Below are 18,431 nucleotides of genomic sequence, written 5' to 3'. Positions count from 1 at the left end.
CATGATCGGCATCATCGCCGTATGTACCGTACTGCTTTGCGTCATCCTGTTGATGAGCGGGCGTGTTTCACCGGTTGTCACCCTGATCCTGGTGCCGATCATTGCAGCAATGCTCGCCGGTTTTCCCATCGGGCAAATCCAGGGATTCATTAGCAAGGGGATCGTTACACTGGCACCGGTGGTCGCACTGTTCATCTGCGCTATCTTGTATTTCAGCATCATGAACGCGCAAGGACTGTTTACCCCGCTGGTGGAGAAGTTACTGCGGCTGGCGGGCAATAGCCCGACACGCATTATGATGATCAACGTTCTGGTCACCGCGCTGGCGCATCTGGATGGTGCTGGCGCGACCACCTATCTGATTACCATCACCGCTTTTCTACCGGTTTACCAACGGCTTGGCCTTAATCTGCTGCATTTGACGCTGCTGACCGGCTGTACCGCCGGCATCATGAATATGGTGCCATGGACCGCGCCGGTGCTGCGTGCAGCAAGCGTGATCAATATCGACCCCATCACGCTATGGCAACCCCTGTGGCCAGTTCAGCTGTTTGGTCTGGTCTGTTGTCTGGTAATGGCATGGATATTGAGCAAAACGCCGCGCGTTAAGCCGGTTGTCACACCGGGCCTGACCATGGAAAACGCTGGCGCGTCCATTACCGCACCACCGCGCTGGCGCTATTGGAGCAATGCGCTGCTGACGCTGGTAATGATTGTTTTACTGTTGGCCAGCGGCCTGCCAAGCCTGTTCATTTTCCTGATCGCCCTGGCATTGGCGCTGGCGATCAACTATCCCGATGCGAAAACGCAACTGCTGAGTATTCGTCAGAATGCCGGTGAAGCATTGTTGCTGGCGACCGTTTTATTTAGCGCAGCGGTATTTCTTGGCGTGTTGACCCACAGCGGTATGCTCGAACAGGTGACCAATCAGGCAATCGCCCTACTGCCGGAAACGCTGTCCCGCTACCTTTACCTGTTGCTTGGCGTATTCGCCTTGCCGCTGGGAATGATGTTCGGTGCGGATCCCTGGTATTTCGGCATTCTGCCGGTGGTAAGATCGATCGGCGAGGCGCACGGTATCGATCCCGCCTTTGTCGCCCGCGCCATGATGCTGGGAGAAAACGTCGGTTTCTCCATCAGTCCGATGGTCGGCAGCGCCTGGCTACTGGCCAGTCTAAGCGGCATCGATCTTGGCAGGCATATCCGCCATTCGCTACTGGCTATCTGGTGCGTGGCATTATTGATGTTGGCAATGGCGGTATTGATTGGCGCTATCGGTCTACCGTAGTGGCCCAACGACCAACACCGCTATCATAGGCCGTGGTGTAAGGCTCGCCCAGGGCTCCACGCAAGATATAGCGCTACCGGCTTGGTTCAAGATAAACAACAGGCGTAAAAAAACCCGCTTAAAAGCGGGTTTCTTTGAAAGTGGTCGGCGAGAGAGGATTACGCGCATCTACGATGCTTGCCCTACGGGCCGTTGCTAAAGCAACGTGGTCTCGCTACGCTCGGCTCAAACCTCCTTCGGAGGTTCTCATCCTCTTATAAAATCCGGACGAAAAAAAACCTGCTTTAAAAGCAGGTTTTTCGAATGATGGTCGGCGAGAGAGGATTCGAACCTCCGACCCACTGGTCCCAAACCAGTTGCGCTACCAAGCTGCGCTACTCGCCGATTCTGTGTTGCTGATACTACGTAATTTCAAAGCTTATGTCTATGTAAATATTAAAATTTATCAGACATTTTGTGTGGTGCGAAGAGAGGGACTTGAACCCTCACGTCCGTAAGAACACTAACACCTGAAGCTAGCGCGTCTACCAATTCCGCCACCTTCGCACTGTCACAAAATCGCTTTTACTCTTTCTTTACCCCTTGGGTAAAGTGGGGTGGCTAATGGGACTCGAACCCACGACAACTGGAATCACAATCCAGGGCTCTACCAACTGAGCTATAGCCACCATTTCTTTACTACTTCACGCGGTAATGATACCACCGCAGCTCTTGCGCACAAACTTAATGGCGCGCCCGACAGGATTCGAACCTGAGACCTCTGCCTCCGGAGGGCAGCGCTCTATCCAGCTGAGCTACGGGCGCGTAGCGCCGTTGCGGGTGGGGATACTACGGTTTTATACCAATCCTGTCTAGTGCTTTTTCGCAGAAATGTTGTGTTTGATTACGCTTTGCGCAGTCCAACGCAGGAACGGGCCATCCATAGCCTCTTTTCATCGCTTATTGCTGGTTTTCTGGCCGAATTTCAGCCTGATGCTGTTTCTTGTGCATACCGAAAACAACGTAACACAGGCTGACCAGCGCCAGGAAAATCGTTCCGACCAGCAGTGAAATACGCGTATCCGGGTTAATTCCCATGCCAACCAGCACGCAAAGCAGGAAAGCAATGGTCAGATAGTTTATGTACGGGAACATAATCGACTTGAAGGCGTGGGTTTTGATCGCCTCCCGATGCGCACGACGAAAGTAAAGCTGGCTTATCAGCACCACGAACCACGGCACCATGCCCGGCAGCACGCTGGCGCTGTAGACATAGACGAACACCTGTTGCGGGTTCGGAATAAGGTAGTTCAACGCCGAGCCCAGCAACAGACAGGCAATGGTCACGGCGATGCAGTAGACCGGTACGCCGCTGGCGGAGAGGCGGGTCAGCGCAGCCGGCAGTTGGCGGTTCCTGGCCAACGCGTACAGCATGCGCCCGCCGCTGTACATGCCGCTATTACAGCCGGACAGCGCGGCGGTCAGCACCACGAAGTTGATAATGCCGGCGGCAGCCACAATGCCGATCTTGGCAAAGGTCAGCACGAACGGGCTGCCGGCGGTACCGATGCCGTTCCATGGGAAGATGGTGACGATAACGAAAATCGCCCCGACGTAAAAAATCAGGATCCGCCACAGAATGTTGTTGATCGCGCGCTTTAACGTCACCTGTGGATTTTTGGCTTCACCGGCGGTAATACCCACCAGCTCCACACCCTGATAAGAAGCGACCACGATACACAGCGCAAACAGGAATCCCTTCCAGCCACCGGCAAAGAAGCCGCCGTGCGCCGTCAGGTTGGCAAAACCAATCGGTTGGCCGCCGTTGCCGAAACCAAAGAAAATTACCCCCAGACCCACCAGGATCATCACGATAATGGTGGTGACCTTGATCATGGCAAACCAGAACTCCAACTCGCCGTACAAACGTACCGCCGCCAGATTGGCCAGCGCCACCATCGCCACGGCAAGCAACGCCGGCAGCCATTGCGGTATTTCCGGGAACCAGAACTGTACGTAGACGCCGATGGCGGTAATTTCCGAAATGCCGACCGCGATCCACATAAACCAGTAGCCCCAGGCGGTCAGATAGCCAAAATAGGGGCTCATGTACTTATGCGCGTAAACCGCGAACGAACCGGCTACCGGCTCCAGGAACAGCATCTCGCCCATCGAACGCATGATGAAGAACACGAACAGCCCGGCAATGATGTAAGCCAGCAGCACCGAAGGCCCCGCCCACTTCAAGGTACTGGCCGAGCCCATGAACAGGCCGACGCCAATGGTACCGCCAAGCGCAATCAGTTCGATGTGCCGGGCTTCCAGCCCACGCTGTAGCCCCTGCGGTTTTTCTTTGCTTGCCATAATTCCTCTGTCGTTACTCTTTTGCCGTGTTTGCATCTGTCGTTATAGTTTTAACTGGCCTGCTGCGGCCAAAATCGTGCCAGAGCCGTGGTTTAAGGCCGAGGGGCGCGATCGTTCCGCATTTTGCCGCTATAAGCAAACCGCAATTTAAAATGTTATGAAATAAGCAGAGGGAAAGTAGTAACGAGAGGTTATAGATGTGCTGGATGTTTAGCCAAACGGCAGCATATTTAAACACCATTGCATGCCGGAGCAGCATAACCCGCTCCGGCAACGGCATTACAATTTACCACCGTAATAGTAGCCGACGAATTTCAGCAATTTGATCTGCCGGCGGATACGACTCGGTTGACTGAGCAGTCGATACAGCCACTCCAGGCCCAGGTTCTGCCACACCTTGGGAGCGCGCTTGACGTGACCGGTAAAGACGTCGTAAGTGCCGCCTACGCCCATATACAGCGCCTGTGGATGTATCGCTCGGCAGTCACGCATCAGGACTTCCTGCTTCGGCGACCCCATCGCGACGGTGACAATCGCCGCCCCGCTGGCGTGAACGCGCGCAAACAGCTCGTCACGCTGCTCCGGCTTGAAGTACCCGTCCTGAGTACCGACGATATTCACCTGCCATTGGCGACGCAGTTTGTCTGCCGTTTCCGCCAGTATCGCCGGCTTGCCGCCAATCAAGAACACCGGCGTGCCTTCCTGACCGGCACGCTGCATCAATGCCTCCCACAGATCGGCCCCCGCCACGCGCGACACCTCAGCGCCGGGGAACTTGCGGCGCATTGCCCGCACCATGCTGATACCGTCGGCGTACTTATACTCTGCGCCATCCAGCAAGGCGCGTAACTCGGCGTCCTGTTCGGCCGCCAGCAGCTTTTCCGCATTCATCGCCACCAGGGTGCCCTGCTTCATCTTGCCGCCGTCGAACAAAAAGTCCAGGCAGTGCGCCATATTACGGAACCCCCACAGGCGAAAACCGCGCAGCGTATATTGAGGAACCGAAACCTTTTTTTCCATTGTTATTGTTACCCTTACAATAATCCGTCAGCGCGCGGGGCGGCGGCCTGTTGCAGCGTTCGGGAACGCATCACCCGCGCCTTGATCAACCCCGCCGCATCAAACAGCCAGTACAGTAATTTCGCCAGCACCAGGCAGGCGCCAAAAATAAGGCAGAAGAACACCACGCGCGAGACGAATGAATCCAGTCCTTCACGCGCCAGCACAATCATGTTGAACACCGCACCGAAACAGAAGGCTTGCAGAATAGCCGCTTTATAGCGGTTCTCTTCGCTGCGCCCCAGCTCATATAGCCAGTCGAACCATTTGATGATCAAACCGACCACCACCGCACCCAGCGGAATAAACAGCGCTCCGCCCATGACTACCAGCGAACCGATCAGCGTCGGCGAGATCGCCAACCCGGAATTGTTTTCAAGTACTTCCCAGGTAAAGTAGTTGGCGGTATTCAGCACTACGTCCGGCCGACCTGGCCACAGCCAGGAAGGGATGAACACATAAAAATCACGCACGATCGGCGCCAGCCCCTGGAAATCGATTTTGTCGTAGTTTTGCAGCAACAACGCCAGGTTTTCCCACGGCGAGAAGGTGTCGCGTGTCAGGTACAGGAAGGTATAAAACGCCTCTGCGCCGCTGACGTCGAGGCTATAGCGTTTCAGCGCCAGCCAGAACATGCCGACAATACCGAACACCCCGGCCGCCGCCAGCATCCACAGCGTAATCCAGCCGCGTACGATGCCGATAAACAGGAACAGGGCAAAGGCAATGATGATGTTGGCGCGCGTGCCGCCGACGATGACGTAAGTCAGAACGCCGAACGACACCGTGGCCGCCAGGAAGAAGAACCATGAGCGTACGTCCTGTTTGAGGAAGTACACCACCAGCATTGCCGGAATAAAGAAATAGAAAAAGCGCTTGAGCGCCACGCCGGACACGTCGCTGGAGAAAATCTGGCTGTAGGAGTTCAGCTTGAACAGCAGGAAACCGTTCTGCATGAAGAAGATGCCGACGGTACCGATGGCCACCAGCGCCAACAGTACCCAGGTCAGGTTGGTTTCCACCCGGTTCATGCTAAACACCGGCTTGCGCGCTTCGCGACTGCGCTGGCGCAAACGGGTTTTGTAACTGACATAATAAATGGCATAAAAGCAGGTGGCGGACAGCAGCGCATACAGCAGGTATTCCACCGGCACGATTTCCACGTCGAACTGGAACACCAGCAGACAGCTCAACGGGAAGCCGAAGAAAAACGTCAGCAGATACAGCAACGAAAAGAATACGTTGAAGTTAAAACGAATGCGTCGAAACTCCTGATAGGTCAGAGTGAGAATAAACACCACGCCGATCAGGTAAACGACAAACAGTCCGCCAAATTGCGCTAGCGTCATGGCGTTTCTCCCGCAGCCAGCGCCAACGCCTGCTGCCAGCCATCGACGTAGTTCGGATTGAAGAAGGCGATGTCTTGCTTGTCGACCGCCGCCAATTGACGCTGGGCTTCTCGCACCACCGCTTCATCCAGCGAGTCACCGTAAAACAGCACCGGCAAGTGTTGTTCGGCCAGATCCTGCCAGAACGGGTTCTGACGGCTGAGCACAAACGGCACGCCAAACTGGATCAGCAGGCACAGCGTGCCTATCCCCTGCTGGCGATCAAAGATAAAGTACCCCAGATCGCAGCTGCGCAGCATGTTCAGGTAATCGTCGAACGCCACCTGCCGGGTCAGCAACTGCAGATTTTTGTCGCCGAACAGCTGCACGCCCGCCGCTCGAACCTGCGCGATATAGGCGTCGTTGTTGGCCGGATAGCCCATTGGCACAATCACCCGCACGCCGGCGCCAAACTGCTGGTGGATGGCGGTCAACGCTTCAATATGGCGGTTGGTACGATCGCCGGAGTTGCCTACCAGAATGGTCATCGGGCCGGCAAGGTTTTTTTCGACCTCCACGCCGGTGAGCGCCGGATCCATACGGGTTGGGAAATACAGCAGCGACGCCGGAACCCGGGCGTGGCGTTGCTGGTAATGAATCAGATCGCCGCGCGTGGCAAACACGTGCCCGACCCGCCCTTGCGCAATACGGCGCAGCAGATAGAACAGCCGGAACTTCCAACTGGTGGCGTTTTCGTACAGATCCGCGCCCCAGATGTGCCAGCTCACCTGACGCGGCGCGATTTTACCGCTCAGCAGCGCCAGCCACAGCGTGGGGTTGAACTGCCCATGCCAAAAGAAACGGCTGTCGCGGTCGGCGCCGGCACGGGCTATCACCGCCTGCGCCAGGCTTTTCTTGTCTGGGTAGGTCTCGATCGTCAACGCTGGAAACTGCCCCAACGCCGCCACGTCTTGCGCCGCGACCATAAAATGGCTCACCTGCCGGGATGGCAGGCGGGTTGCCAGCACGTCATTGAAGAAGCGCAGCACGGTCTGATTGTGATGAGGGATATCAGATCCCAGTACGTGAATCAGTATGGTCATACTCGTCTACGATAAAGAATAAATATCAGGCTACACAGCGTGAAATACACCATGTAGGTGGCCATATAGGCTTGTGCCGCGCCCAACGCCCCGTGCAGCGGGATCAGCCAATGCGCAAACGCCGTCAGCAGGGCAAACTGGCTGACCTCGGCCAACAGATAAAAACGCAGCGACGCTTTGGCAATCACCAGATAACCAAACACGTAGGCACCGACTTTCAACACATCGCCCACCAGTTGCCAGGCGAACAGATCGCGCATGGCGATAAACCTGTCCGAAAACAGCAACCAGATGGCGAAGTCGCGCAGCAGCCAGACGGCAAAGCTCGCGGCGGCCACCGCCGGCAGCACAAACTTCAGCGAGCGGACGATTTCGCGGGTAATTGCCCCTTTGTCGGTCAAACGCGACAGGGTCGGCAGCAGATAAACGGTAAACGATGCGGTGATAAACTGCAGGTAGGCATCGGAAATGCTGCTCACCCCCTGCCAGATACCCACCTCGTCCCAGCTGTAATGCGCCGCCAGCAGGTTACGCATCATGACATACGCCACCGGCAGCGTCACGGAGGTGATCAGCGCCATGACGGTGAACTTGCCCAGATGGCTGGCCAACGCCTTATCCCAGGCCAGCGCCAGGTAGCGCAGCGGCAAGTTGTCGCGCCGCCACAGCAGTATGCCTGCCGGCAGCACCACCAGCGCCGGCACCAGCGCCAGTCCGGCCAGCGCCCCCTCGTAACCGCCCAGTTTAAAACAGATGACAAAAGCGACAACGCCAATCAGGCTGCCGCCGATCACCGCGGCGGCGTTACCCATCGCGTCGCGATAGCCCTTGAGAATGGCTAAAAACAGATTGGCGTAGGCGATGCCCATCTGAATAAACGCCACCGCACGCACCACGTTGACGTATTGTGCATGACCAAACAGCCCAATGCTGATGGGTTGTGCCGCAAACAGAAACACCAGCGCCAGCAGCGTCGAAAAGCCGAGCACAATGCTGGACGCGGTGCCGACCGCCATACGCAGGCGCTGCGGATCCTGGTGAAACTCCGCCACGTATTTGGTGACGCCATTAAAAATCCCGGCGCCGGACAGTACGCCGAGCACGGTAATCAACTGGCGGAAGTTACCCGCCTGGCCAACGCCGCTGGGGCCGAACGCCACCGCCAGCAATTTGACCACCAGCAGCCCCACGCCAATTTTGATCAGCGTAGAGCCAGCGGTCCAGACCGATGCTTTTGCCAACGACATATCAGGCGAGGTAGCTCAACACGGTGTTGATGACCGTACGCTGATTGACGTCAGACAGGTTATAGAACAACGGCAGGCGCACCAGGCGCTCGCTTTCCTTGCTGGTGAAGCGATCGTCACCGGCAAAACGGCCAAACTTTTCGCCGGCCGGGCAGGCGTGCAGCGGAATGTAGTGGAACACCGTCATGATTTCCGCTTCTTTCAGGTAGTCGATAAAGGCAGAACGGTCGTTGATGTCCTTCAGCTTGAGATAGAACATGTGCGCGTTGTGCACGCAGCCCTGCGGGATAACCGGCAAATCGATGCGCCCGGCATCGGCCAGCGGCTTGAAGGCGTCATAATAACTCTGCCACAGCCGCAGGCGACGCTGATTGATACGCTCGGCGGCTTCCAGCTGCGCCCACAGATAGGCGGCCTGCAAGTCGGACATCAGGTAGCTGGAGCCGATATCGCGCCAGGTGTACTTATCCACCTGGCCACGGAAGAACTGGCTGCGGTTGGTGCCTTTTTCACGCACGATTTCCGCCCGGTCAATCAGCGTCGGATCGTTGATCAGCGTGGCCCCGCCTTCACCGCCGGCGGTGTAGTTCTTGGTTTCATGGAAACTGAACGCACCGATGTGACCGATGGTGCCCAGCACCTTGCCCTTATAGGTCGACATCACCCCCTGGGCCGCGTCCTCCACCACGTACAGGTTATACTTGTTGGCCAGCGCCATGATGGTGTCCATTTCGCAAGCTACGCCGGCGTAATGCACCGGTACGATAACGCGGGTTTTTTCGGTGATGGCCGCTTCGATTTTGCTTTCATCGATGTTCATGGTGTCCGGGCGCACATCAACAAATACCATCTTGGCACCGCGCAGCACAAAGGCGTTGGCGGTGGACACAAAGGTGAAGCTCGGCATGATCACTTCGTCGCCCGGCTGAATGTCGAGCAGGATGGCGGCCATTTCCAGCGAGGCGGTACAGGACGGGGTCAACAGCACTTTCGGACTGGCGAAATGCTGCTCCATCCATTGCTGGCAGCGGCGGGTAAAACCGCCGTCACCGCACAGTTTTCCGCTGCTCATCGCCGCCTGCATATAGTCGAGTTCAGTGCCAACAACCGGTGGTGCGTTAAATGGGATCATGTTTTCCTCGGTATAACCAATACGCGGTGCTTTCAATAAAAGCACCGTGCCGTTGATAGAGCCGTAGCGCGGCGACGTTACTGATTTGCGTCGCCACCCACAGGCGCTGTATCCGCCGCTGTCGGCACCAGTCGATGGCTGCCGCCATCAGCTGTGCCCCAATGCCCTGCCCGCGAGTACCAGGCAGCGCCGCCAACAGGCCGATGCGCGCCTGTCCTTCGCCGATATCGCGCAGGCTGACAAAGCCGGTCGGCTGCCGCGCATCGTTTAACGTCAGCAGGCATTGATGGTCAAAGGTGCCCAGCACCGCTTTTTCGATCCAGGTGGCATAAAATCGCCCACTGTCCTGTGCGGCATACCATGGCATGCGAAAGCGGCTGGTGGTAAAGACGTTCTCTGCCGCCGCCCGCAGCACGGGGATATCCGGCGGTGTTGCGACCCGCAACAGCGGGTGCGCAATAGAAGCACATTCCGTGCCAATAGCTAGCGCAAGGTCAATCTCGCCCTCCGCCAGCTGAAAACCGTAAGCCGCCAGCGCATCGGCCAGATCCAGCCGTGCGGCAGGGATTTTGGCCTGTACCAGCGCATAGGCGTCCAGCGCGTCGCTGCTCAGCAGCGGCGCGGCGTGGTCAAAATGCAGTTTTGCGCTGCGGCGCTGGAAGTAGTCGCTCTCCCAGCTCAGCGGTTCAATACTGGCGCGGACGGACATGCAGCAAATCCAGCAGATATTTGCCGTAACCGGTCTTGGACAGCGCCTGCGCGGCACGTCTGACGCCTTCATCGTCCAGCCAGCCATTGCGCCAGGCAATCTCTTCCAGGCAGGCAATCTTGAAGCCCTGACGCTTTTCCACCGTTTGCACGAAGGTACTGGCCTCGATCAGGCTGTCGTGAGTGCCGGTGTCCAGCCAGGCGAAACCGCGTCCCAGCAGTTCAACGTTCAACTGGCCGCGCTCCATGTACATCTGATTGATGGTGGTGATTTCCAGCTCGCCTCGCGCTGACGGCTTGACCTGCCTGGCAAAATCAACCACTTGATTATCATAAAAATACAGGCCGGTTACCGCCCAGTTGGACTTCGGTTGCTGCGGTTTTTCCTCGATGGACAGCGCGCGGAAGTCCTCGTCAAACTCCACCACGCCAAAGCGTTCCGGATCCATCACCTGATAGCCGAACACCGTCGCACCCTGGTTGCGCGCCACCACGCTTTTCAGTTTTGGGCTAAAGCCCTGGCCGAAATAGATATTGTCGCCCAGCACCAGGCAGCTCGGCTCGCCGCCGATAAATTCCTCACCGATCAGGAATGCCTGCGCCAGTCCGTCCGGGCTCGGCTGCTCGGCGTAGCTAAGATTGATGCCGAACTCCGCCCCGCTGCCCAGCAGGCGGCGGAACGATGGCAGATCTTCCGGGGTGGAAATAATCAATACGTCCCGAATACCGGCCAGCATCAGTACCGATAACGGGTAGTAAATCATCGGCTTGTCGTAAATCGGCAGTAATTGCTTGGAGATGCCGCGCGTGATGGGATGCAGACGCGTTCCTGAACCACCGGCGAGAATAATACCTTTCATAATGCCCTCCTGAACTGACGACAATGGCGCCGCCGCAACGCCCGCGGCACCCTATCGATATGAGGTTACTGGCTCAGGCCCAGCCGTTCGCCGGCATAGGAACCGTCCTGCACGCGGCGCCACCAGGTTTCGTTGGCCAGATACCAGGCTACCGTTTTGCGGATACCGCTTTCGAAGGTTTCCTGTGGGCGCCAACCCAGCTCGCGCTCGATTTTACCGGCGTCGATGGCATAACGCATATCGTGGCCCGGACGATCCTTAACGTAGGTGATAAGGTCGCGGTAATGCGCCACGCCCTGCGGCTTGCTCGGGGCCAGCTGTTCCAGCAGATCGCAAATGGTCTGTACCACCTCGATATTCTTGCGCTCGTTGTGGCCGCCGATGTTGTAGGTTTCGCCCACTTTACCAGTGGTCGCCACCTGATACAGCGCCCGTGCGTGATCTTCGACGTACAGCCAGTCGCGTACCTGTGCACCGTCGCCATACACCGGCAGCGGCTTGCCGGAAATCGCGTTCAGAATCACCAGTGGGATCAGCTTTTCCGGGAAATGATACGGCCCGTAGTTATTGGAACAGTTGGTGATCAGCGTCGGCAAACCGTAGGTACGCAGCCAGGCGCGCACCAGATGGTCACTGGAGGCCTTGGAAGCGGAATACGGGCTGCTCGGCGCATATGGCGTGGTTTCGGTAAACAGATCGTCGGTGCCGTGCAGATCGCCGTACACTTCGTCAGTGGAAATGTGGTGGAAACGGAAATCCTGCTGCCGCGGCGTGGCCAGTTGCTGCCAGTAATGACGTGCCGCTTCCAGCAGGGTGTAGGTGCCCACCACGTTGGTTTCGATAAACGCCGCCGGGCCGTCGATTGAGCGATCGACATGGCTTTCCGCAGCCAGATGCATCACTGCATCCGGCTGGTACTGGGCAAACACCCGATCCAGCGCAGCGCGATCGCAGATGTCCACCTGCTCGAACGCATAGCGTTCGCTGGCGGCCGCCGGTGCCAGCGACTCAAGGTTGCCGGCATAAGTCAGTTTGTCCACCACCACCACGCTGTCCGTGGTGGCGCCAATGATATGCCTTACCACGGCGGAACCGATAAAACCTGCGCCGCCGGTGACCAGAATACGACTCAACGCCACACTCCTTTGGTATCGACAATCCAGCTTTGCTTGATGTCTTCAGGCGCAATCGCCTTGAACTCGTTGTGATCAACCAGCATCACCAGCACATCCGCCTGTTGCAGCGCACCGGCGATGTCTTTCAGCGTAACGTGGCCGGCCAGCGCCTTCGGCAATTGCTCGACGTTCGGCTCCACCACCAGCGTTTCCCCCTGATGCCATTCGGCAATCAGATGTGCCACTTCCACCGCCGGGCTTTCACGCAGATCGTCGATATTGGGTTTGAATGCCAGGCCGAAACAGGCGATTTTTACTTCGGAGGCGCGTTTGTCGGTCGCTGCCAGACAATCCGCGACTGCGGCCTTGACGCGGTCGACTACCCACAGCGGTTTGCCGTCGTTTACCAGACGGGCAGTGTGGATCAGCCGCGCCTGCTGCGGGTTCTGCGACACGATAAACCACGGGTCGACCGCGATGCAGTGCCCGCCTACGCCCGGACCAGGTTGCAGGATATTGACACGTGGGTGGCGGTTCGCCAGGCGAATCAGCTCCCAGACGTTGATCCCTTGATCGGCGCAGATCAGCGACAGTTCGTTGGCAAAGGCGATATTAACGTCGCGGAAGCTGTTTTCGGTCAGCTTGCACATCTCGGCGGTGCGCGAATTGGTGATCACGCAGTCACCTTCAAGGAAAATCTTGTACAGCGCGCTGGCGCGCTCAGAGCATTTTGGCGTCATGCCGCCAATAACCCGATCGTTTTGAATCAGTTCGACCATTACCTGCCCAGGCAGAACGCGCTCGGGGCAATAGGCAATATTCACGTCGGCTGCTTCGCCGGCGGCCTGCGGGAAGCTCAGATCGCTGCGCGCTTCGGCCAGCCACTGCGCCATCTGTTCGGTCGCGCCCACCGGCGAGGTCGATTCCAGAATCACCAGATCGCCTTTCTTCAATACCGGCGCCAGCGATCTGGCCGCCGCTTCGACATAGGCCAGATCCGGCTGATGATCGCCTTTGAACGGCGTCGGCACCGCGATCAGGAACGCGTCGGCCGGCAGCGGGCTGGTCACCGCCTGCAGGTAGCCGCCATCGACGGCAGTTTTCACCACTTTGTCCAGATCGGGCTCAACGATATGAATGGCACCGCGATTGATGGTGTCCACCGCGTGCTGGTTAACATCTACGCCCACCACTTTTTTCTTGCGCGAAGCAAACGCCGCTGCCGTTGGCAGGCCGATGTAGCCCAGGCCGATTACTGAAATAGTGTCAAAACTCATAGTGTCACCTGATGATTCTTCAAAGCTTCGAGGATACGCTGGCAGGCATGCCCGTCACCGTATGGGTTATGCGCACGGCTCATGGTGTGATATTCGTTGTCATCCGTCAGCAGACGGCTCACCGAATCGACGATCGTCGCCACGTCAGTACCGACCAGGCGTACCGTACCGGCATCAACCGCCTCCGGCCGTTCGGTAGTGTCACGCATTACCAGCACCGGCTTGCCCAACGACGGGGCCTCTTCTTGAATGCCGCCGGAGTCGGTCAAAATAATGGTGGAATGTGCCATCAGATAGACAAACGGCAGATAATCTTGCGGATCGATCAGCATGATGTTGCCGATGCCCTTCAAAATGCGGTTAACCGGTTCGCTGACGTTCGGGTTGAGGTGCACCGGGTAAACTACCTGTACCTCAGGGTGCTGGCGGGCAATTTCTGCCAATGCGCTGCAAATGCGCTCGAAGCCGCCGCCGAAGCTTTCACGCCGGTGGCCGGTCACCAGGATCAGTTTTTTACTGACGTCGAGGAACGGATAGCGTTGCTCCAGGCTGTCGCGCAGCGCCGCATCGTTCATGATGCGATCGCGCACCCAGAACAGCGCATCGATCACCGTGTTACCGGTGACAAAAATACGCTGCTCCGGCAGCGATTCACGCAGCAGGTTTTGCCGCGAATTTTCCGTTGGCGCAAAATGGTACATCGCCAGATGACCGGTAAGTTTGCGGTTGGCCTCTTCCGGCCACGGAGAATAAAGATCGCCGGTACGCAACCCGGCCTCGACGTGGCCAACCGGAATACGTTGGTAAAACGCCGCCAGACTGGTCGCCAGCGTGGTAGTGGTGTCGCCATGAACCAATACCACGTCCGGTTTGAACTCTTCCAGAACCCCTTTCAGGCCCTCCAGGATCCGGCAGGTGATTTCGCTCAGCCCCTGGCCGGGTTTCATGATGTCCAAATCGTAATCGGGAATGATTTCAAATAGCCGTAATACCTGATCCAACATCTCACGATGCTGTGCCGTTACGCAGACTCTTGATTCAAAGGCCTCGTCCTTGGCCAAGGCATGTACCAGCGGTGCCATTTTAATGGCTTCAGGCCTGGTGCCGAAAACAGTCAACACTTTCACAGCGAATCTCTTTTGGTCGGTTAATCGCAGGCGTACCTGCAAATAGGGCGCTTATGCGCCCATCAGAGAATTATTATAATGGTTTTACTTTTTCGGCCGCCGCGTCAAGGCGACGCCAGCGCCAATCAGGCCACCAATTGCGCCCCACAGGATCAACCAGAATACACGCCTTGGGCTATCACGTTTTACCGGTTCTTCCGGCGTTCGCAAATAGCGGTAAGTCTGAAACTTGTCATCCAGCGTCGGCCCGACGTTCAAGGTAGTCAACATGGCACGGTTTTGGTCGTAATCCAGATCGTAGGTTGGGCCCGAGGCCTGCAATCCTTCCAGACGCGCCTGCAACATCGGCTTGCCCAGCAGGAACAGATCGGAGTCCGGCAACTGTTCGGCCGGCGTATCGGTCTGCGTACGGCCAATACCCTGCTTTTCGGCGATTTTCAGCGCCTGCTGGACGGTATTCATCTGACGCTTGTAGACCGCATCCGCTACCGCTTCCTGCCGCTTGACCTGTGCCTTCATCGAGGTGGTACGAGCAGCCCAGGCGCCCTGTATTTCTTCATTCAAATGCAGGGCGGCGCGGTGGCTGGCAAAGGCCACGTACTGGCGCAACAGGCGATTAGCGTCCGTCGAGGTTTCAGCCGTCAGTTTGACCCCATCGTTCGGCGTTTTCTTGTCATCACGCGGCGTAAACTGGATATTGGCGATCAACTCGTCTAGCAGCGCGGCGTCGGCACGCGCATCGCCTTCCTGACGCTGCTTGTAGTAGTCACTCTGCAACCAGAAATCCCGACGGGTATCATACGCCGCCAATTGCATAATAAATTCATTATAGGCTTCGTCGGCGATGCTCGGCTGATCGGTCGTCACCGCCGGCATGGTCCGGACATCCAGGTTACGCAAAAACTGCTGCTGAGAATAATAGCCGCCCAGCGCGTTAACCGTTGGCCTGTCGGTGATGGCCGTAGCGCTCCATTCCTGTTTCACCAGATAAGAAACGATCAGCGCAACCGCGGCGAACAACACCGCAATGCCGACAATCCACGGTTTGCCGCGCCATAGGGTGCGGCACAGACCTCGAATATCAAGCTCGTTATCCATTGTCGGGGTGTTCTTGTCAGTCGTTGTCTCTGGAATCATCTCTGCCCAAAAGCCTCTTTTATAATACCTGCTTATCGCCCGTCGAGCGCCGGATGCGGCGTTTGACGCGCTTGATATAGCGAGCAACGCGCCAGGCGCGTTTGATGCAATAACCGTAGAAGAAAAAAGCAAGCAAGAACAGTGCCAACATTACCCACTCAGGGATAAATGTTAACCATTCGCCCATGACGCCGATCGCCGCCAGGATGGCCGCCGCCAGCGTGATTAACACAAATGCCTGCCGAGGCGTGAAGCCGGCTCGCATGATCAAATGGTGGATGTGCTGCCGATCCGGCGAGAACGGGCTCATACCCTTGCGCAGACGACGATACATAATGGCAATCATGTCCATCAGCGGTATGGCGATAATCCACAGCGCCGTCACCGGTTTGATCGGATGGCTTGGCCCCTGAGAACTTTGCAGCAGCAGCCAGATGGCGGTAAAGCCAATCAAGGTACTACCGGCATCACCCATAAAGACTTTATAACGACGGCCAAGGATACCGAGGTTGAGCAGGATATACGGCACGATCGCAGCCAGCATGGCGAAACACCAGAAAGCCAGTTCCGTATGACCACTGCCATACAGCAAGACGCCCAACGCGCCAAACGACACACAGGACAGCCCGCCGAGCAGACCGTCGATGCCATCGACCATATTGAAGGCGTTAATGGCGGCCCACACCGCGAACAGCGTCACCAGATAGCCAAACGGCCCCAGCAGCATTTCCCAATTACCGAACACGTAGCCGAAGCTGCGCAGATAGAGACCGGCAAATACCATCATTGCCACGCCAACCAGCGCCTGAATGGTGGCACGTATTTTTACGCTAATGTCAAAACGGTCGTCCAGAGCACCAACGAATACCAAACACCCGGCACATGCGAGATATAGTTTACCATGCGCAATCGTTTGGTCGGAGATAAGGAAGGCGAAACACAGACCGGCGTAGACGGAAATACCGCCGACCAGAGGGATTAACCCCTGATGACGTTTGCGATAATTTGGCTTGTCAACCAAACCAATACGTTTTGCTACCTTACGGGCAACAAACAGAAAAGCCAAAGAAAACAGGAAGACAAATAAAATTTCAGTACTCATAGTGAGTAAGTTCACAGTTAACAGGTCTCTCTTGAGGATGAGGTAGCTTATCACGGTCGAAATTTTGCACCATAAATACCACTACCTTTCAGTCATTTCCTATGACGACAGGAATTCATTCTCATTTGGCCAACCCTACCGATAATGCAACAACGCAAATCAATAAATGCCGCAATAAGATGGATTCTCAATAAGTCGCTAGAACAACTTACGTTTCCATTACTTCAATGTATCGTATCCGCCAAAAGCAAAAAACGCCACGGCAAAGGCGTGGCGTTTTTTAAATTTTACTAAAACTATGAGCGCTTCATCATATCGAAGAACTCGTCATTGGTTTTGGTCATTGCCAATTTGTTGATGAGGAATTCCATCGCATCGATTTCGCCCATTGGGTGAATAATCTTACGCAGGATCCACATTTTCTGCAGTTCTTCAGAAGTGGTAAGCAGTTCTTCTTTACGGGTACCGGAGCGATTGTAATCGATCGCCGGGAATACACGCTTCTCGGCGATTTTACGCGCCAGGTGCAATTCCATGTTACCGGTACCTTTAAATTCTTCGTAGATGACCTCGTCCATCTTCGAACCGGTATCAACCAGTGCGGTGGCGATAATGGTCAGGCTACCGCCCTCTTCCACGTTACGCGCGGCGCCGAAGAAGCGTTTTGGACGGTGCAGGGCGTTGGCATCAACACCACCGGTCAATACCTTGCCGGACGCCGGTACCACGGTGTTATAGGCACGAGCCAGACGGGTGATCGAGTCGAGCAGAATGATAACGTCTTTTTTGTGCTCAACCAGGCGCTTGGCCTTTTCGATAACCATTTCCGCAACCTGCACGTGACGGGACGCGGGTTCGTCGAAGGTTGACGCGACCACTTCGCCCTTCACCAGACGCTGCATTTCGGTTACTTCTTCCGGACGCTCGTCGATCAACAGCACCATCAACACACAGTCTGGGTGGTTGTAGGCAATGTTCTGCGCGATATTCTGCAACAGCATGGTTTTACCGGCTTTTGGCGGCGCAACGATCAGGCCACGCTGGCCACGGCCAATCGGTGATGCCAGATCCAGTACGCGAGCGGTCAGATCTTCGGTCGAGCCGTTGCCGCGTTCCATCCGCAGACGCGAATTGGCGTGCAGCGGCGTCAGGTTTTCAAACAGAATTTTGCTACGGGCGTTTTCCGGCTTGTCGTAGTTGACTTCGTTCACTTTCAACAGGGCAAAATAACGCTCGCCTTCTTTTGGCGGACGGATCTTACCGGCGATGGTATCACCTGTACGAAGGTTGAAACGGCGGATTTGGCTAGGAGAAACATAGATATCGTCGGGACCGGCAAGGTAGGAGCTGTCTGCGGAGCGGAGGAAACCAAATCCATCCTGCAATATCTCCAGCACACCGTCGCCGAAAATATCTTCTCCACTTTTCGCATGCTGCTTGAGAATGGAGAAGATGATGTCCTGCTTACGCAGGCGGGCAAGGTTTTCCAGCCCCATATTTTCGCCGAGAGTAATCAGCTCAGAAACCGGCGTGTTCTTTAATTCGGTAAGATTCATAATGGTGGGTTCTTAAACTCGGGGTATGTCTCGAACTTATAACGTGAAT

At 56.4% G+C, this 18,431-nt stretch carries 15 protein-coding genes, 4 tRNA genes and 1 other RNA gene; 1 reads left to right on the top strand and 19 read right to left on the bottom strand.

Going from position 1 to position 18,431, the window contains the following annotated elements; translation table 11 throughout:
* The first annotated feature begins 1 nt into the window (after window position 1).
* A complete protein-coding gene (locus NYE85_RS05625; RefSeq protein WP_259003614.1) occupies window positions 2–1,288 on the top strand; it encodes a CitMHS family transporter in 1,287 nt (428 codons plus the stop codon).
* 141 nt (window positions 1,289–1,429) lie between these two features.
* Here the strand turns inward: NYE85_RS05625 and NYE85_RS05620 are convergent.
* From NYE85_RS05620 to rho, 19 genes are all read right to left on the bottom strand, one after another.
* A non-coding RNA gene (locus NYE85_RS05620) (RtT sRNA) lies at window positions 1,430–1,559 on the bottom strand.
* A gap of 36 nt (window positions 1,560–1,595) precedes the next feature.
* A tRNA-Pro gene (locus NYE85_RS05615) sits at window positions 1,596–1,672 on the bottom strand.
* Window positions 1,673–1,747: 75 nt separating this feature from the next.
* A tRNA-Leu gene (locus NYE85_RS05610) sits at window positions 1,748–1,834 on the bottom strand.
* Between the two features lie 46 nt (window positions 1,835–1,880).
* Window positions 1,881–1,956: transfer RNA gene (locus NYE85_RS05605), tRNA-His, on the bottom strand.
* A gap of 59 nt (window positions 1,957–2,015) precedes the next feature.
* Window positions 2,016–2,092: transfer RNA gene (locus NYE85_RS05600), tRNA-Arg, on the bottom strand.
* 135 nt (window positions 2,093–2,227) lie between these two features.
* Window positions 2,228–3,631 (bottom strand): amino acid permease, encoded by a 1,404-nt coding sequence (locus tag NYE85_RS05595; protein WP_259003613.1) that lies wholly within the window; start codon window positions 3,629–3,631, stop codon window positions 2,228–2,230.
* A 279-nt stretch (window positions 3,632–3,910) separates the two neighbouring features.
* The gene (gene wecG / locus NYE85_RS05590) at window positions 3,911–4,651 is read right to left on the bottom strand and encodes a lipopolysaccharide N-acetylmannosaminouronosyltransferase (protein ID WP_259003612.1); all 741 of its coding nucleotides are present in this window, start codon (window positions 4,649–4,651) and stop codon (window positions 3,911–3,913) included.
* A 14-nt stretch (window positions 4,652–4,665) separates the two neighbouring features.
* Window positions 4,666–6,039 (bottom strand): ECA oligosaccharide polymerase, encoded by a 1,374-nt coding sequence (wzyE, locus tag NYE85_RS05585; protein ID WP_259003611.1) that lies wholly within the window; start codon window positions 6,037–6,039, stop codon window positions 4,666–4,668.
* Entirely contained in the window at window positions 6,036–7,121 is a 1,086-nt protein-coding gene (locus NYE85_RS05580; protein WP_259003609.1) for a TDP-N-acetylfucosamine:lipid II N-acetylfucosaminyltransferase, read from the bottom strand. Before NYE85_RS05580 ends, wzyE begins: the two co-directional genes overlap by 4 nt.
* A complete protein-coding gene (gene wzxE, locus NYE85_RS05575; RefSeq protein ID WP_259003608.1) occupies window positions 7,118–8,368 on the bottom strand; it encodes a lipid III flippase WzxE in 1,251 nt (416 codons plus the stop codon). The genes NYE85_RS05580 and wzxE overlap by 4 nt, the downstream gene beginning before the upstream one ends.
* A gap of 1 nt (window position 8,369) precedes the next feature.
* A complete protein-coding gene (gene rffA / locus NYE85_RS05570; protein WP_259003607.1) occupies window positions 8,370–9,500 on the bottom strand; it encodes a dTDP-4-amino-4,6-dideoxygalactose transaminase in 1,131 nt (376 codons plus the stop codon).
* Entirely contained in the window at window positions 9,487–10,209 is a 723-nt protein-coding gene (gene rffC / locus NYE85_RS05565) for a dTDP-4-amino-4,6-dideoxy-D-galactose acyltransferase (protein WP_259003605.1), read from the bottom strand. Before rffC ends, rffA begins: the two co-directional genes overlap by 14 nt.
* Entirely contained in the window at window positions 10,187–11,068 is an 882-nt protein-coding gene (gene rfbA, locus NYE85_RS05560) for a glucose-1-phosphate thymidylyltransferase RfbA (protein ID WP_259003604.1), read from the bottom strand. The genes rffC and rfbA overlap by 23 nt, the downstream gene beginning before the upstream one ends.
* 65 nt (window positions 11,069–11,133) lie before the next feature.
* Window positions 11,134–12,201, bottom strand: a complete 1,068-nt coding sequence (gene rffG, locus NYE85_RS05555) for a dTDP-glucose 4,6-dehydratase (RefSeq protein WP_259003602.1) — start codon at window positions 12,199–12,201, stop codon at window positions 11,134–11,136.
* Entirely contained in the window at window positions 12,198–13,460 is a 1,263-nt protein-coding gene (gene wecC, locus NYE85_RS05550; protein ID WP_259003600.1) for a UDP-N-acetyl-D-mannosamine dehydrogenase, read from the bottom strand. The genes rffG and wecC overlap by 4 nt, the downstream gene beginning before the upstream one ends.
* Window positions 13,457–14,587, bottom strand: coding sequence for a non-hydrolyzing UDP-N-acetylglucosamine 2-epimerase (gene wecB / locus NYE85_RS05545; protein ID WP_259003599.1), 1,131 nt, complete (start codon window positions 14,585–14,587; stop codon window positions 13,457–13,459). The genes wecC and wecB overlap by 4 nt, the downstream gene beginning before the upstream one ends.
* 84 nt (window positions 14,588–14,671) lie before the next feature.
* Complete coding sequence (wzzE, locus tag NYE85_RS05540) at window positions 14,672–15,724, bottom strand: ECA polysaccharide chain length modulation protein (protein ID WP_259003598.1); 1,053 nt, start codon at window positions 15,722–15,724, stop codon at window positions 14,672–14,674.
* A gap of 19 nt (window positions 15,725–15,743) precedes the next feature.
* Window positions 15,744–16,841: a UDP-N-acetylglucosamine--undecaprenyl-phosphate N-acetylglucosaminephosphotransferase gene (gene wecA, locus NYE85_RS05535; RefSeq protein WP_071586646.1), complete on the bottom strand. Its 1,098-nt coding sequence runs from the start codon at window positions 16,839–16,841 to the stop codon at window positions 15,744–15,746.
* 281 nt (window positions 16,842–17,122) lie between these two features.
* Window positions 17,123–18,382, bottom strand: coding sequence for a transcription termination factor Rho (rho, locus tag NYE85_RS05530; RefSeq protein ID WP_004957310.1), 1,260 nt, complete (start codon window positions 18,380–18,382; stop codon window positions 17,123–17,125).
* Window positions 18,383–18,431: the final 49 nt, after the last annotated feature.

It is taken from the genome of Serratia sp. AKBS12 (genome assembly GCF_024793895.1).
In the GTDB taxonomy this organism is placed as follows: Bacteria; Pseudomonadota; Gammaproteobacteria; order Enterobacterales; family Enterobacteriaceae; genus Serratia_F.
The sequence above is the reverse complement of the archived record's forward strand: the minus strand, read 5'-3'. Positions and strand labels throughout refer to the sequence as shown.